Below are 14,270 nucleotides of genomic sequence, written 5' to 3'. Positions count from 1 at the left end.
ACATGATAGATGTCTCCGTCTCAGGATAAGACCGACGAGACCAGGAGCTGGGTGTAGGGATGATGGGGATCGTCCAGCACCCGATCGGTGAGTCCGCTCTCCACCACCCGTCCTTCCTTCATCACCAGCAGCCGATGGGCCAGCAGGCGCGCCACGCCGAGATCGTGCGTGACGATCACCGCCGCCAGCTGCATCTCGACCACCAGCCCGCGCAGCAGATCCAGCAGCCTGGCCTGCACCGACACATCCAGTCCGCCGGTGGGCTCATCCATAAACACCAGCCGCGGCCGGGTGACCAGGTTGCGCGCGATCTGCAGCCGCTGCTGCATGCCGCCGGAAAACGTGGTGGGCAAATCATCAATGCGCGCCGCCGGGATTTCCACATCCTCCAGCCAGTGGGCGGCCTGTTGCCGGATCTCGCCATAATGACGCTGGCCGACGGCCATCAGGCGCTCGCCGATATTGCCGCCGGCGGAGACGCGCGGGCGCAGCCCGTCGAGGGGATGCTGGTGCACCACGCCCCATTCGGTGCGCAGCAGGCGGCGGCGGTCGCTTTCCGCCATGGCGTACAGGTCGCGCCCCGGACCGGTGGCCGGACAATAGGTTATCCTGCCCTCCTGCGGCGTGAGCCGCGCGGAAATGGCTTTCAGCAGCGTGGTTTTGCCCGATCCGGACTCGCCGACAATGCCGACCACCTCGCCGGGATAGATATCGAACGAGACGTCGCTGAAGCCTTTTCCCGGCGCGTAGAGATGCGTGAGGCGCTCAACCGACAGCAGCGGCGTCGGGGAAAGCGATACGGAGGTCATACGGGATTCCCCTGTGGCTGTTGCGCCAGCTGCTGCTGGCAAAAATCGGTATCGGAGCAGATAAACATGCGATTGCCCGCGTCGTCGAGCACCACCTCGTCCAGGTAGCTGGCGCGGGATCCGCACAGCGCGCAGGGCTGTTCCCAGCGCTGCACGCTAAAGGGATGATCATCGAAATCCAGGCTCTTGACCTTGGTAAAGGGCGGCAGGGCGTAGATGCGTTTTTCACGGCCGGCGCCGAACAACTGCAGCGCCGGCATCATATGCATTTTGGGATTATCGAACTTGGGGATCGGCGAGGGATCCATGACATAGCGATCGTTCACCTTCACCGGATAAGCGTAGGTCGTGGCGATATGGCCGTAACGGGCGATATCCTCGTACAGCTTGACCTGCATGACGCCGTATTCTTCCAGGGCGTGCATTTTACGGGTTTCGGTTTCGCGCGGTTCGATAAAGCGCAGCGGCTCGGGGATCGGCACCTGGTAAATCAGGATCTGGTCCGCCGCCAGGGGCGTTTCCGGGATACGGTGGCGGGTCTGGATAAGCGTGGCCTGGGTCGTGCGCACGGTGGTGGCGACGCCCGCCACCCGCTGGAAAAAGCGGCGGATCGACACCGCGTTGGTGGTATCGTCCGCGCCCTGGTCAATCACCTTCAGCACATCGTTGCGGCCGATAATGCTGGCGGTGAGCTGGACCCCGCCGGTGCCCCAGCCGTAGGGCATCGGCATTTCACGCCCGCCGAACGGCACCTGGTAGCCCGGAATGGCCACCGCCTTGAGAATGGCGCGGCGGATCATGCGTTTGGTTTGTTCGTCGAGATAGCCCGGATTATAGCCGGCCAATGTCTCACTCATGGGGGTTCTCCGATCCGGTGCCGGCGCCGTGGACAAATTCCTGGCGCAGGCGTTTAAGCAATTCCAGTTCAGCCTGGAAATCGACGTAGTGCGGCAGCTTGAGATGGGAAACAAATCCCGCCGCCTCCACATTATCGGCATGGGCCAGCACGAACTCCTCGTCCTGGGCCGGGCTATCGACCTGCTCGCCGTACTCGCCGCATTGCAGCGCGCGATCGACCAGCGCCATGGACATCGCCTTGCGCTCGGCGCGGCCGAATACCAGCCCGTAGCCGCGGGTAAAATGCGGCGGCCGGTCCGCGGGGTCGACAAAGCCGTTGACCATTTCACATTCCGTCAGCAGGATTTCGCCGATATCAATGGCAAAACCCAGCTCTTCCGGCACGACGGTGACCGTCGCGTAGCCGCTGCGGATCTCGCCGGCAAACGGATGGGTGCGGCCGTAACCGCGCTGGCCGGAGTAACTTAGCGCCAGCAGAAAACCCTCGTCGCCGCGTACCAGCTGCTGCAGGCGGGCGGAGCGCGAGCTGGGATAGGTGGGCGGACGGCGGGTGATATCGTCCGGTTCCGCGCCGTCGTCGTGTTCGCCGGGAGCCAGCTGCTGCTGGCCGAGCAGGCTGAACACATGGGCGCATTCATCGGGCAGCGCGGCGTCGGCGCGCGGCGCGGCCGGTACCGGCGCGCCCTCCGCCAGCAGGGCGAAGTCCAGCAGCCGGTGGGTATAGTCATAGGTCGGCCCGAGCACCTGTCCGCCGGGCAGATCTTTATAAACCGCCGAAATGCGGCGCTCCAGGCGCATTTTTTCCGTGGCGACCGGTTCGCTCACCGCCAGGCGAGGCAAGGTGGTGCGATAAGCCCGCAGCAGGAAGATGGCCTCGACCAGATCGCCGCTGGCCTGTTTTATCGCCAGCGACGCCAGTTGCCGATCGTAGATGCCGCCTTCGGTCATGACCCGATCCACCGCCAGGCCGAGCTGTTGATCGATCTGCCCGCAGCCGATCGCCGGGATCGCGTCGTCGCCGCGACGCAGATGTTCCTGTAGTTGATGGGCGGCATCAATCGCCTTTTCCCCGCCTTTCACCGCAACATACATCAGCACACCTCCACATGGGTGGTCCTGGGAATGGCCATCAGGCCGTCTTCGCAGGCTAGCAGGAAATCAAGGCCAAGCGGGAAACGCTGTGGCCGGTTGATCAGGTAATCCAGCAGCGGCGCCGGCAGCGCCGGGGCCGCCCGGCGCGGATGCTCTATGCCCGGGCCGCTCAGGCGCAGCGGTACGCCATCGTCCAGGCTGTCGATTTGCACTACCACCATGGCGCCGAGCTCGGGCGAAATTTCAGTGCCGTGCGCCAGCGCCTGGAGCTGCGCGGCGGTAAGCCGGTTATCGAATACGGCAAGGCTGGCGAGCGCCGGGCGTGCGGCCAGCGGCGCGCCGGTATGGAAACGCAGGTTGTTGATAACGGCGTCGCTGCCCAATGCCGGGCAGATGGCGAGCGGCGTTTCCCCATCGGCCAGCGTCAGCAGTACGCCGGTGGCGGCCTTGCCGAGCGGATGCCACCCGTCCTTTACCGGCAGGGTCACCCGGGAGCCGGGTTCGCTCAGGGCTTTGAGGATCAGGCGAAAAGCCTGCTGGGACTGGTGCACCGGTTGGGTAAATCCTGGCAGCAGCGTCATCAGTTATCCCCCCGCACCAGGGTAAAGAAGTCCACGCGGCTGGCGGCGATTTCACGCGCCCGTAATTGGTGTTGCTCTTGCCGCCGGGCGGACAGGGGCTCGATTAATTGCCGATGCAGGCGTTCATGATGCTCCGCCCGTTGCAGCATGGCATCCGCCAGGGCGCACAGCTCGGCATGGGCTTTATCGCGACCGGCCACGTAGCTGTAGCCATAGGTGCCGCTGCCAAGGCGGACCACGGCCCGTGTTACCGTCATGTCGCCCAGGACAAAACGGCGTCCTGTGGCGCCCATGCGCGCGACAAGCTGGGTAAGCCCGGTTTCCGGCGCGCGGATAATGTCAAACGGGACGTTAAGATCCAGGGTCTGCCAGCCGGCCCGCACTTCCGCGGCGGGGGAGGACGCCAGTACCGACATCCAGCGCTGTCTTTGCTGTAAGGTAAACATTCAGTGCTCCATCGTCAGTTCAATCATATCGGCGCGCGCCAGGGTAAAGGAGTATTCCGCTATCCGGTCGCTGTCGCCGCGGGTATTGAGCGTGCGCACGCAGAGCAGCGGGATTTGATGGGCCGCCTCCAGAAGCTGGCTTTCCTTGGTCTGGGCCCGCCGCGCGCTGATGCGCGTTTGCCTGCGCACCAGCTTCTCGCCCAGGCGCGTAGTGATAAATTCATGTAGCGAACCGCTGGCGAACTGCTGCAGTTCGGGCCACCACGCCAGGTCCGGCAGATAGTGGTCGATAACGCTGAGCGGCACGCCGTTGACCCGGCGCAGCGTGCGTAAATGAATCACGGTTGCGCCGGCCTGGCACGACAGCGCGTCCGCCACCGGCACGCTGCACGGTCGCAGCACCGCCAGCAGCAGTTCGCTGGTGGGGTGGCTGCCCTGATCCAGCAGGTTCTGGCTGAAATGCGCCTGGGCATGCAGCGGATAGTCATAGGGCCGCATCAACACCAGGATGCCGATACCGTGCCGACGCTGCAGCCAGCCGCGATCCACCAGTTGATCCACCGCGCGCCTCAGGGTGTGGCGGTTAACCTGATAGCGCTGCGCCAGGCGCTGCTCCGACGGCAAATATTCGCCGCTGCGGTACTGCGTGCGCAGCTCCTGCTCCAGCTGCGCGGCGATATGCTGATAAAGCGTGGGATAACTGGTCGGATGTCTAGATAACTGCATCATAATAAAAATCTCCACGGGGCGGCGGACAGTGGGTATGCAATAACGGGATGGCGCGGTGTGGCGGCATAACATACGGCAACGCTTCCGTTACGACATTGCATAGCATGATGGCGGCGCAAGATGACAGTGGGGTTAAAATAAGATGACATCGCAATGAATACTTGCCATTCACTGTTTTTATAAAAGAAGAAACGTCTGCAGCTATTTGAATTAAAGAGATAAAAAGATATTGCTCATGCGACGGGAATATATTTTTTGGGGCAACAGGCTGATGAATGACTTAATCCGGGGCAGCGTCACCTGAGCATCATAATAATATCATCCTGCTGTCATATATTAATCCGTTAATAGCAATCCATAGTGGTTTGGTAGACTTATTCCGGAGCAAACTTATGGCACAGGCACTGTTGCAGTTGGCGCAGCCCGAGGATCCCGTACTGCTGGCGCTGGAACAAAAAAAGGTCTTGGCGGTCAGGGGATTGAATAAGCATTTTAATCCGCAAAATAAGGTATTGCAGGACATTAACTTTGACCTGTACGCCGGTGAATTTGTCGCGATCATCGGCCGTTCCGGCGCGGGGAAATCCACCCTGCTGCATATCCTCAACGGCTCATTGCCCGCCTCCGGCGGCGAAATCCTGCATTACGCGCAAGACGGCGGCATGCTGGATATCGCCAGTCTGCCCGCGCGCCAGATGCGGCGATGGCGGGCGCAGTGCGGCATGATTTTCCAGGATTTTTGCCTGGTGCCGCGCCTGGATGTCATTACCAACGTTCTGCTGGGACGATTAAGCCAGACATCGACGTTAAAATCCCTGTTTAAAATATTCGACGATAACGATCGCGCCAGGGCGATCGAACTCCTGCAATGGCTGAATATGCTGCCCCACGCCCTGCAACGGGCGGAGCATCTGTCGGGCGGGCAAATGCAGCGGGTGGCCATTTGCCGCGCGCTGATGCAAAACCCGAAAATAATGCTGGCGGACGAGCCGGTGGCTTCTCTCGATCCCAAAAATACCCACCGTATTATGGGTGCGCTGAAGAACGTGGCCGAAAATAATATTTCCGTTTTGATAAACCTGCATTCCGTTGAATTAGTAAAAGAATATTGCACGCGAGTAATAGGTATTTCCCAGGGACGGATTGTTTATGACGGACATCCCGATCTGCTGGATGAGCACGTCTTGCAGATATTATATGGCGATGAAATTGCCCAGGTTCATTGATAAGCAGATCAGCCTCCGTTAATAGAGCGGGCGGGTTGGATTAACCCACACTTTTTGCCATTTTATTCATTGACTCACAAAGGCTATTTTAATGAAAAAGACATGTTCCCTGATAACCTTGCTGGCCGGTGCCTTCATGACATTGAATGCCGGTGCGGCCGATGCCCCGAAAGAACTTAACCTGGGTATTCTCGGCGGGCAGAACGCGACGCAGCAGATTGGCGACAATATGTGCGTGAAGGATTTTCTGGATAAAAAATTAAATGTCGATACCAAGCTGCGCAACTCCTCCGATTATTCCGGCGTCATTCAGGGGTTATTGGGCGAGAAGGTGGATATGGTATTGAGCATGTCGCCGTCGTCCTTTGCCTCGGTGTATATCGCCAATCCCAACGCGGTCGATCTGGCGGGCATCGTGGTGGACGATACCGATCAGTCAAGGGGCTATCATTCTGTAGTGGTGGTCAAGGCCGACAGCCCGTATCAAAAGCTGGAAGATCTGAAAGGTAAATCCTTTGGTTACGCCGACCAGGATTCCACCTCGGGTTATCTGATCCCGGATCATGTGTTCAAGAAGCAATTTGGCGGCAATATTGATAATAAATACAATAACTTTTTCTCAAGCGTTACTTTTTCCGGCGGTCATGAGCAGGATATTCTGGGCGTGCTGAACGGCCAGTTCGAAGGGGCGGTAACCTGGGCGTCGATGGTGGGCGATTACGATAAGGGTTACAACACCGGCGCCTTTGTGCGCCTGATTAAGGCGGACCATCCCGATTTGATGAAACAAATCCGCATTATCTGGCAATCGCCGTTAATTCCCAATGGCCCGATATTAGTACGCCACTCCCTGCCGGCGGATTTTAAAGCCAAACTGGTCGATGCTATCGAGCAGTTGGATAAGCAAGACCACTCATGCTTTATCAAGGCGGTTGGCGGCAAACAGCATATCGCCCCCACGTCCCTGAAGGAATTCCAGGATATTATCGACCTGAAACGCGAGCTGGTGAAAGGCAATCGCTAAGGCGCGGTAGGGTTGTTAACCCCCGCTGGCCGCCAGTTGGCGGCCGGCTCTGAAACGATGGCCTATGAATACTGATTTCAACCACTATTATCATCAGGTCCGGCGCAAACATAAACGCGACTCGCTGCTATGGTCGGGGGCGCTGGTGCTGCTGTATCTTGGCGCCGGCAATATCGCCGAATTCAACCTGTACGCGGTTTGGGTCGCCATTCCCCACTTTTTCGACTATCTGGCGCAAACCATTCCTGTCCTGCATTGGCGGGTATTGTTCGCCGATCGCCATACCCTGGGCTCGCTGCCTTACTGGGGCTACCGGCTGCCTATCCAGCTGCCGCTGATTTGGGATACCGTGCAGCTGGCGCTGGCTTCGACGATATTATCGGTGCTGGTCGCCAGCGTACTGGCGTTTCTGGCGGCTAATAATACCCGCAGTCCCGCACCGCTGCGCTTCGCGCTGCGTACGCTGGTGGCGTTTTTGCGCACCATGCCGGAGCTGGCCTGGGCGGTGATGTTTGTGATGGCGTTCGGCATCGGCGCGTTCCCCGGGTTCCTGACGCTGGCGGTACATACCGTCGGCAGCCTGACCAAACTGTTTTATGAAGCCATTGAGTCGGCTTCGGACAAACCCGTGCGCGGGCTGTCCGCCTGCGGCGCGGGGACATTACAGCGCATGCGCTTCGGCCTGTGGCCGCAGGTGAAGCCGATCTTCCTGTCCTACAGCTTTATGCGCCTGGAAATCAATTTCCGCCTGTCGACCATTCTGGGGCTGGTGGGGGCGGGAGGCATCGGCCAGGAGCTGATGACCAATATTAAACTCGATCAGTACGATCAGGTCAGCATGACGCTGCTGCTGATCATCCTGGTGGTGGCGCTGCTGGATTATATTTCCGGCAGGCTGCGCAAATGGGTCGTGGAGGGGAGGGGCTGATGCCGACCACAACATTGTCACCGCAGGCGCTGGCGGAATCCAGGCGGCGGCACAAAGATATCTTCGCCCGGCAAAACCGCTACCTGCGCCGGCTGGGCCTGCTGACCGCCGCCGTCGCGCTGTATTATGTTTATTTTTTTTCGGCGTTCGGCCTGCCGTGGCCGCGTTTCCTGCTCGGTTGCCAGCAAATCGGCCATTACATGGCGCGCATGCTGGTTTGGCATGATGTGGCCCACTGGCCGTTTGCCTATTACCTCGGGCAGATCTTCCTCACCATCGCCATTGTCTGGGTCGGCACCCTTACCGCCACCCTGATTGCCTTGCCCCTGTCTTTCCTGGCGGCGCGCAACGTGATGTCCACGCCGGCGCTGCGGCCTATCGCCCTTGTGGTCCGCCACACGTTTGATATTTTCCGCGGTATCGATATGGCTATCTGGGGAATGGTGTTCGTGCGCGCCGTCGGCATGGGGCCGCTGGCCGGGGTGATGGCGATTATCGTGCAGGATGTCGGCCTGCTCGGCAAGCTGTACGCCGAAGGCCATGAGGCGGTGGATAAATCGCCCGGCCGCGGCCTGAGCGCGGTGGGCGCCAACTACGTGCAAAAACAGCGCTTCGGCATCTATACGCAATCGTTTCCCGCCTTCCTGGCGCTCAGCCTGTACCAAATTGAGTCCAATACCCGCTCCGCCGCGGTGCTGGGCTTTGTCGGCGCGGGCGGGGTAGGGCTGGTTTACGCTGAAAATATGCGCCTGTGGAATTGGGATGTGGTGATGTTTATTACCCTGGTGCTGGTGGTAATTGTGATGGTCATGGATAAGATTTCGTCCCTGCTGCGCAAGAAATACATTACCGGTAATGACATCCCCTTATTCCAGGCGCCGCGGATCGCCCGCGAGGTGAAATAACGGCGTCCGGCGGCGCACGGATATCCGCATCAGATGCCTTGGCCGCCGGAGACCTCGATACGCTGGGCGTTAATCCAGCGGTTGTCTTCCGACAGCAGGCTGGCGATCATCGGTCCGATATCGTCGGGCAGGCCGGCGCGGCCGAGTGCGGTCATCGCGGCGAAAATCCCGTTGATCTCCGGATTGTCCCGCACCGCGCCGCCGCCGAAGTCGGTTTCGATGGCGCCCGGCGCCACTGTATTGACCGCAATCCCGCGGCTGCCCAGTTCCTTCGCCAGGTAGAGGCTTAACACCTCAACCGCCCCCTTTACCGCGGCATAAGCGGCGTAGCCGGGATACGCTACCCGGGTCAGGCCCGAGGACAGGTTCACGATGCGTCCGCCGTCCGCCATGTGCGGCAGCAGCGCCTGGGTCAGGAAAAACACGCCTTTGAAATGGACGTTGACCAGGCTGTCGAACTGCGCCTCGGTCGTTTCTCCGATAGGTGCGTAATCACCATGGCCGGCATTATTGACCAGATGATCAAAGCTGTCGCGCCGCCAGGTTTCGCTCAGCGCCGCCTTCACCGCCGCGGCAAACGGCGCGAAGCCCGCGATATTGCCGGTATCGAGGGGCAGGGCGACCGCCTTGCGCCCCATGGCGTTGATGTCGGCGACGACGGATCGGGCGTCTTCGCCGCGGCTGCGGTAGGTGATGATCACATCCCCGCCGCGGCGGGCGATGGCTAAGGCGCTGCTGCGGCCGAGTCCGCGGCTGGCGCCGGTAACGATGGCGATTTTAGTCATGGGGCACTCCTCTTGATTGGGATGTCCATCATAAGCGGTCCGCCGTGCCTTCATCGTTGCCGAAACCTCGACGTTCTTTGCCTATTCCTCCAAACTGATTTGCCTGCCGGCCGGCGATCGGCTAGCATCTGCGCATGAATGATACCCTGCTTACTGCCGTGCGACGGTATGTCGAGGCTTACGCCGATCCCGCCGGACTTGCCCACACTCCCATCGCCGGGCTGACCACCATCCGCGCGACCGCGCCCAGCGGACTGGTTTACGATATCTCCCGACCGCTGGTTTGCCTGGTGCTGCAGGGAAGCAAGCAGGTGGCGATGGGAACCCGCGCGTTCTCGTTTCGCGCCGGCGACTCGCTGCTGATCACGGCGGATGTGCCGACGGTAAGCCAGGTTACTGGCGCGAGCAGCGACGCGCCCTACCTTTCGCTGGTGCTGGACCTGGATCTGGCGGTGATAGCGGAACTGACGGTGGAAATGCAGGCGGACCCGGCAGCCGCCGGGATCCCGGTGCATGCCCAGCCGACCGACGCCGAGGTCGCCGACGCCGCGCTGCGCCTGATGCGCCTGCTGGACCGCCCGGCGGCGGTGCCGGTGCTGCATGCGCAGCTGGTGCGCGAACTGCATTATTGGCTCCTGGCCGGCCGGCATGGCGCGGCCATTCGCCGCCTGGGCTGGCCGGACGGCCATTTCCGGCGCGTGGCGCGCGCCGTCGCCATCCTGCGCACCGGGTTCGCCCAGCCGCTGCGGGTCGATAGCCTGGCGCAGGCGGCCGGCATGAGCCCGTCATCATTCCATCATCACTTTCGCGCCGTCACTTCGCTTTCGCCGCTGCAGTTCCAAAAGCAGCTGCGCCTGATCGAGGCGCGCCGGTTATTGCGCGCGGAAGGTATGACGGCGGGCAGCGCCGCGTTTGCGGTGGGCTACGAAAGCGTATCGCAGTTTACGCGGGAATATAGCCGGATGTTCGGCCTGCCGCCGGGTAAGGACACACAGGCGGAAAGACGCGGGGCCCAGTGATTTAATTTGTGATCAATATCACAAAATTTCCCCTTGAAAGCCGTGGTGGCGCCCTTATTTAACTAGCGAAGGCAACAGATGATATTGCCTTCAGGTTTGAGCTTTTGAATGTGCAACTGATATTCAGGAGGTTTAACCATGGCACGCACAACATTATCCGTATTCCCAAGCTTTAACGATGCTATTTTCAGCGATCGGTTCGATCGCATCGACCGGCTGTTCAGCCAACTCACCGGCGACACGCCGCTGTCCACGACGCCGTCTTATGATATACGCCGGCATGGCGACGACCGCTATGATTTAACCCTCAGCGTTCCCGGCTGGAAGGAAGACGAGCTGGACATCAGCGCCCAGGGCGGCACGCTGGTCATCAGCGGTAAACGCAAAGAAGAAAACACCGCTGAAGAACAAGACGGCTGGGTGCATCGCGGCATCAGCCGGACTGATTTCTCCCTGAGCTACCGGCTGCCGGAACATGTCAAGGTTGAAGGCGCCAATCTGGAAAATGGCCTGTTAACGGTGAATTTGCTGCAGGAAATACCGGAAACGGAAAAACCGCGAAAAATAGCGATTGGACAGCGCAACCAGGATGCGCCGAAAGCGCTGGAGCATGATGTGGCGTAACGGTGTTGTCCGCCCGGCCCTGAACCCCGGCTTTGACCGGGGTTCAGACTATTTGCCGCCGCTATGGGGCAAACAGCGTAAAGCGTAGCGCCCCCGTGCGCCGCTTTGCCTTTGTCATCGGGCTTTTTTTACGGTTTCTTTGCGCTTTCTTTGCAATGTGCGCGCTGAAGACGCCCGCAGGGTTGCCGATAACCTACCGGGTGCATAGAAAAAGGAGCCCTACCTTGTCCAATACCATCACATCCTCGGCGTCGGCCACATCGTCCGGGGGCGGCAGCGACGTCGCCGCGCAAATCAAGAATCTTACCCAGCAAATCACCAAATTGACCAAGCAACTGAAAACCGTCTCCCAGTCCAGCCTGACTGCCGACCTGAAACAGGAGCAGCAACAGCTTATCGAGGCGCAAATCAAAATGCTGGAAGCGCAAATTGCTCAACTGCGCCAGCAGCAGGCCGAAAAATCCGTCGGCACGCAAAAAACCGCCGCGACCGACGAGATTAAAGCCGATGGCGTCAATCGCGCCGCCGACGCCGATAAGGTCGACGTGTACATCTAAAGCCGCCGTCCGGCCGCCGGGGCGGGCCCGCTTACCACTCCGGCCTGTCCTGCACTATACTTTACCCTGGTTTGCCGGCCGGGGGGTGTTCCGTTCGGCAATAAAAAACCAATTGGTTCAAAAAATCTTGCTAAGCCCAATGTGTCGCTATAAATTGAACCAATCGGTTCTAAATAGCCACGACGCTGTCGCCTTCGATTTTCATCACCATCCTGTCAGCGCCATAGCGGCACTTAGCGATATTCCAGACACCAACTCCATAAGGGGACCCATTATGAGCACGATTAACGCAGCGGCTTCAGGACAATTTACGCTAGGCGATATTACCATCAACCGGTTGGGTTTTGGTGCCATGCGCATCACCGGCAACGGCATCTGGGGCGAGCCGGAAGATCGGCAGGCCGCGCTGGATACCCTGCGGCGCCTGCCGGAGCTGGGTGTTAACTTTATCGATACCGCCGACAGTTACGGCCCGGACGTCAGCGAAAACCTGATTCGGGAAGCGCTGTATCCCTATGACGGGTTGCTTATCGCCACCAAGGGCGGCTTAACGCGTCACGGCCCGAATATCTGGCAGCCGGTGGGGCGTCCTGAATATCTGCGTCAGGCGGTTTTGATGAGCCTGCGCAAACTCAAGGTGGAGCAAATCGGGTTATGGCAATTGCACCGGGTGGACGCCAAGGTTCCCGAGGATGAACAGTTCGACGCCATTGCCCAGATGCAAAAAGAAGGGTTGATCCGCCACGTCGGGCTGAGCGAAGTCAACGTGCAGCAAATCAAAAACGCCCAGCGCTTTTTCCCGGTGGTCTCGGTGCAAAATATGTTTAATCTGGTGTCGCGCGGCCACGAAGCCGTGCTGGATTATTGTACTGACAACAATATCGGCTTTATCCCCTGGTTCCCGCTGGCCTCGGGCGAGCTGGCCAATCCCGGATCGATACTTGACACCCTGGCGAAGGAAAAAGGCTTTACTCCCGGGCAGATCGCGCTGGCATGGATATTAAAACGCAGCCCGGTCATGTTGCCCATCCCCGGCACCAGTAAGGTAAAACATCTGGAGGAAAACCTGGCGGCGACCCAGGTGCGCCTGACCGACGAGGAGTTTCGCCTGCTTGATGAGCTGGGCCGTAAAGCGCAGCCCTCCCGGGTGCCGGGCAGCAACTGATCCTTCAGGCTGAGGGAAAACCGGCTATCGTCATGATCCTGCGCCCGTCGCGGCGCAGGTTCCTGTCCCGCGCGCGGATTGCACGCTAAGAAATAAGCGGTCCTTATGTGATGCCGGGTTGATGTTATTAATTACAGTGTTGACATGACGATGGAAAGGGGTAGATTGATTATTAACGCAGGCGAAGGCAGTTTTGAAATACTTAATTAAGCCTGTGTTCCAGAAGATGATGCGATAAAGGCAGCGAAGTGGTAAAAATAGTCGTGATTTAAGGTTTGAGTTTGCCAAACGGCGGACGTCACGATGGTAAATAAGGCCACGTAATAAAGCTTTATCATCGCACAATGGGGTCTTAAATGTTAGCGCGATACAGTAAAGCCTTGTAGTTGAAGTGAATATTCGTGATTGTGGGTTTGTAGCCAAATGATTGAGAATATCACGGAGAAAGTAAGGTCTTGTAACAAAAGTATATATCGCGATGGGTGATGTGCTGTGTTAGTCGGTTGGCGTCTGGACTGATTAACCAATATAAGTGTCGGGAAGCTTTTATTCAGTAATATACCGGAGGATAGTTCGTTATAAATACTTGATGTTCCCGTATGAAAATGTACATCGTTAATGTGGTTTGTGTTAAAAAATTGAAGTATTGAATGTTAAATTTTAAATTCGTAGCACCCTGAAAGCCCTGACCTCACCGTCAGGGCTTTTTTCATGGTTTGCCGCCGCGCTGGCGGAGTATTGTCATAATATCCCCAGCCATGATCTACAATTACCTCAGGTTATGACTCCACCGGAGATGTCCATTATGAAACCTTATATCGTATGCCACATGATGTCGGCAGTGGACGGGCGCAGCCTGACGGATGGCTGGAACCTTGACTACGCCTCGGACTTGTATGAATCCACCGCCGCCACCTTTAAGGCCGATGGCTGGATTTGCGGCCGCGTGACCATGCAGGAAATATCCCACGGCACCGATTATCCCAAGAGGCTGGCGAGCACGCCGCTGCCCCGTACCCATTATTTCGCCAGGCGCGATGCCGAACAGTACGCCATATCCATCGATCCGCGGGGTCTGGTGGCCTGGAAAAGCAATACCGCCCTTAACTCACATGTGATTGAAGTGGTGACAAAACAGGTCCCGGACGATTTTCTGGCCTACCTGCGCTCCATTGAGGTGTCCTATGTGTTTGGCGGCGAACTGGAAATTGATTTGGCGGCGGTGGTTACGCTGCTGGCGGCCGAACTGGGCGTGACCAGGCTGATTGTCGAAGGCGGAGCCCATGTCAGCGGCGCTTTTGTCAACGCGGGCCTGGTGGATGAGGTCAGCGTGCTAATCCTGCCGCTGGTAGACGGACGTCCCGGGCGTCCCTCGTCGTTTGAAATTGCCCGCGAGGCCTGGAAAACGCCGAACTACCTGAAGCTCGCATCGGTGGAAAAAACCGATCACGATGGCGTTTGGCTGCGCTATACCAAAATTTAGCCCGGCCGGTAAACGGCCCAATCCACCCATTTACCGGCG

Annotated in this window: 16 protein-coding genes; 9 read left to right on the top strand and 7 right to left on the bottom strand. The window is 58.9% G+C overall.

The genetic code is table 11. From position 1 onward, the window contains the following. Positions 1 to 20 precede the first annotated feature (20 nt). The 6 genes from phnK to phnF are packed head-to-tail and all read right to left on the bottom strand — an operon-like array spanning position 21 to position 4,512. A complete protein-coding gene (gene phnK / locus ACL2XN_RS15280; protein ID WP_413728989.1) occupies positions 21 to 809 on the bottom strand; it encodes a phosphonate C-P lyase system protein PhnK in 789 nt (262 codons plus the stop codon). After that, positions 806 to 1,666, bottom strand: coding sequence for an alpha-D-ribose 1-methylphosphonate 5-phosphate C-P-lyase PhnJ (locus ACL2XN_RS15275; RefSeq protein ID WP_413728988.1), 861 nt, complete (start codon positions 1,664 to 1,666; stop codon positions 806 to 808). The genes phnK and ACL2XN_RS15275 overlap by 4 nt, the downstream gene beginning before the upstream one ends. Then, positions 1,659 to 2,759: a carbon-phosphorus lyase complex subunit PhnI gene (locus ACL2XN_RS15270; protein ID WP_410012440.1), complete on the bottom strand. Its 1,101-nt coding sequence runs from the start codon at positions 2,757 to 2,759 to the stop codon at positions 1,659 to 1,661. Before ACL2XN_RS15270 ends, ACL2XN_RS15275 begins: the two co-directional genes overlap by 8 nt. Next, positions 2,759 to 3,340 carry a phosphonate C-P lyase system protein PhnH gene (gene phnH / locus ACL2XN_RS15265; protein WP_413728987.1) on the bottom strand — a complete coding sequence of 194 codons (582 nt, stop codon included), beginning with the start codon at positions 3,338 to 3,340 and terminating at the stop codon, positions 2,759 to 2,761. The genes ACL2XN_RS15270 and phnH overlap by 1 nt, the downstream gene beginning before the upstream one ends. Then, positions 3,340 to 3,786 (bottom strand): phosphonate C-P lyase system protein PhnG, encoded by a 447-nt coding sequence (gene phnG, locus ACL2XN_RS15260; protein ID WP_410012438.1) that lies wholly within the window; start codon positions 3,784 to 3,786, stop codon positions 3,340 to 3,342. Before phnG ends, phnH begins: the two co-directional genes overlap by 1 nt. Further along, positions 3,787 to 4,512: a phosphonate metabolism transcriptional regulator PhnF gene (gene phnF / locus ACL2XN_RS15255; protein ID WP_410016653.1), complete on the bottom strand. Its 726-nt coding sequence runs from the start codon at positions 4,510 to 4,512 to the stop codon at positions 3,787 to 3,789. It lies immediately after the preceding gene. A gap of 395 nt (positions 4,513 to 4,907) precedes the next feature. Between phnF and phnC the strand changes: the two genes are divergently transcribed. From phnC to phnE (ACL2XN_RS15235), 4 genes are all read left to right on the top strand, one after another. Next, complete coding sequence (phnC, locus tag ACL2XN_RS15250; RefSeq protein ID WP_413721959.1) at positions 4,908 to 5,741, top strand: phosphonate ABC transporter ATP-binding protein; 834 nt, start codon at positions 4,908 to 4,910, stop codon at positions 5,739 to 5,741. A gap of 91 nt (positions 5,742 to 5,832) precedes the next feature. Beyond that, positions 5,833 to 6,765, top strand: coding sequence for a phosphonate ABC transporter substrate-binding protein (phnD, locus tag ACL2XN_RS15245; RefSeq protein ID WP_410012436.1), 933 nt, complete (start codon positions 5,833 to 5,835; stop codon positions 6,763 to 6,765). Between the two features lie 64 nt (positions 6,766 to 6,829). Beyond that, positions 6,830 to 7,693, top strand: coding sequence for a phosphonate ABC transporter, permease protein PhnE (gene phnE, locus ACL2XN_RS15240; RefSeq protein WP_413728986.1), 864 nt, complete (start codon positions 6,830 to 6,832; stop codon positions 7,691 to 7,693). Next, positions 7,693 to 8,598 (top strand): phosphonate ABC transporter, permease protein PhnE, encoded by a 906-nt coding sequence (gene phnE / locus ACL2XN_RS15235; protein WP_410012434.1) that lies wholly within the window; start codon positions 7,693 to 7,695, stop codon positions 8,596 to 8,598. Before phnE (ACL2XN_RS15240) ends, phnE (ACL2XN_RS15235) begins: the two co-directional genes overlap by 1 nt. 29 nt (positions 8,599 to 8,627) lie before the next feature. Here the strand turns inward: phnE (ACL2XN_RS15235) and ACL2XN_RS15230 are convergent, their stop codons facing one another. Then, a complete protein-coding gene (locus ACL2XN_RS15230) occupies positions 8,628 to 9,383 on the bottom strand; it encodes an SDR family NAD(P)-dependent oxidoreductase (RefSeq protein ID WP_413728985.1) in 756 nt (251 codons plus the stop codon). 134 nt (positions 9,384 to 9,517) lie between these two features. On the opposite strand from ACL2XN_RS15230, the gene ACL2XN_RS15225 reads away from it, so the two are divergent. From ACL2XN_RS15225 to ACL2XN_RS15205, 5 genes are all read left to right on the top strand, one after another. Continuing rightward, on the top strand, positions 9,518 to 10,402 hold the full coding sequence (locus ACL2XN_RS15225; RefSeq protein WP_413727293.1) for an AraC family transcriptional regulator: 885 nt from the start codon (positions 9,518 to 9,520) through the stop codon (positions 10,400 to 10,402). A 138-nt stretch (positions 10,403 to 10,540) separates the two neighbouring features. Then, entirely contained in the window at positions 10,541 to 11,026 is a 486-nt protein-coding gene (locus tag ACL2XN_RS15220; RefSeq protein WP_410012431.1) for an Hsp20 family protein, read from the top strand. A 224-nt stretch (positions 11,027 to 11,250) separates the two neighbouring features. After that, positions 11,251 to 11,583, top strand: coding sequence for a FlxA-like family protein (locus ACL2XN_RS15215; protein WP_413721964.1), 333 nt, complete (start codon positions 11,251 to 11,253; stop codon positions 11,581 to 11,583). Positions 11,584 to 11,857: 274 nt separating this feature from the next. Next, the gene (locus tag ACL2XN_RS15210) at positions 11,858 to 12,748 is read left to right on the top strand and encodes an aldo/keto reductase (RefSeq protein ID WP_410012429.1); all 891 of its coding nucleotides are present in this window, start codon (positions 11,858 to 11,860) and stop codon (positions 12,746 to 12,748) included. A gap of 805 nt (positions 12,749 to 13,553) precedes the next feature. Then, positions 13,554 to 14,231, top strand: a complete 678-nt coding sequence (locus ACL2XN_RS15205; protein ID WP_410012428.1) for a RibD family protein — start codon at positions 13,554 to 13,556, stop codon at positions 14,229 to 14,231. The last annotated feature ends 39 nt before the right edge of the window (positions 14,232 to 14,270 follow it).

Source organism: Sodalis sp. RH22 (assembly GCF_047324165.1).
GTDB lineage: Bacteria > Pseudomonadota > Gammaproteobacteria > Enterobacterales > Enterobacteriaceae > Acerihabitans.
The sequence above is the reverse complement of the archived record's forward strand: the minus strand, read 5'-3'. Positions and strand labels throughout refer to the sequence as shown.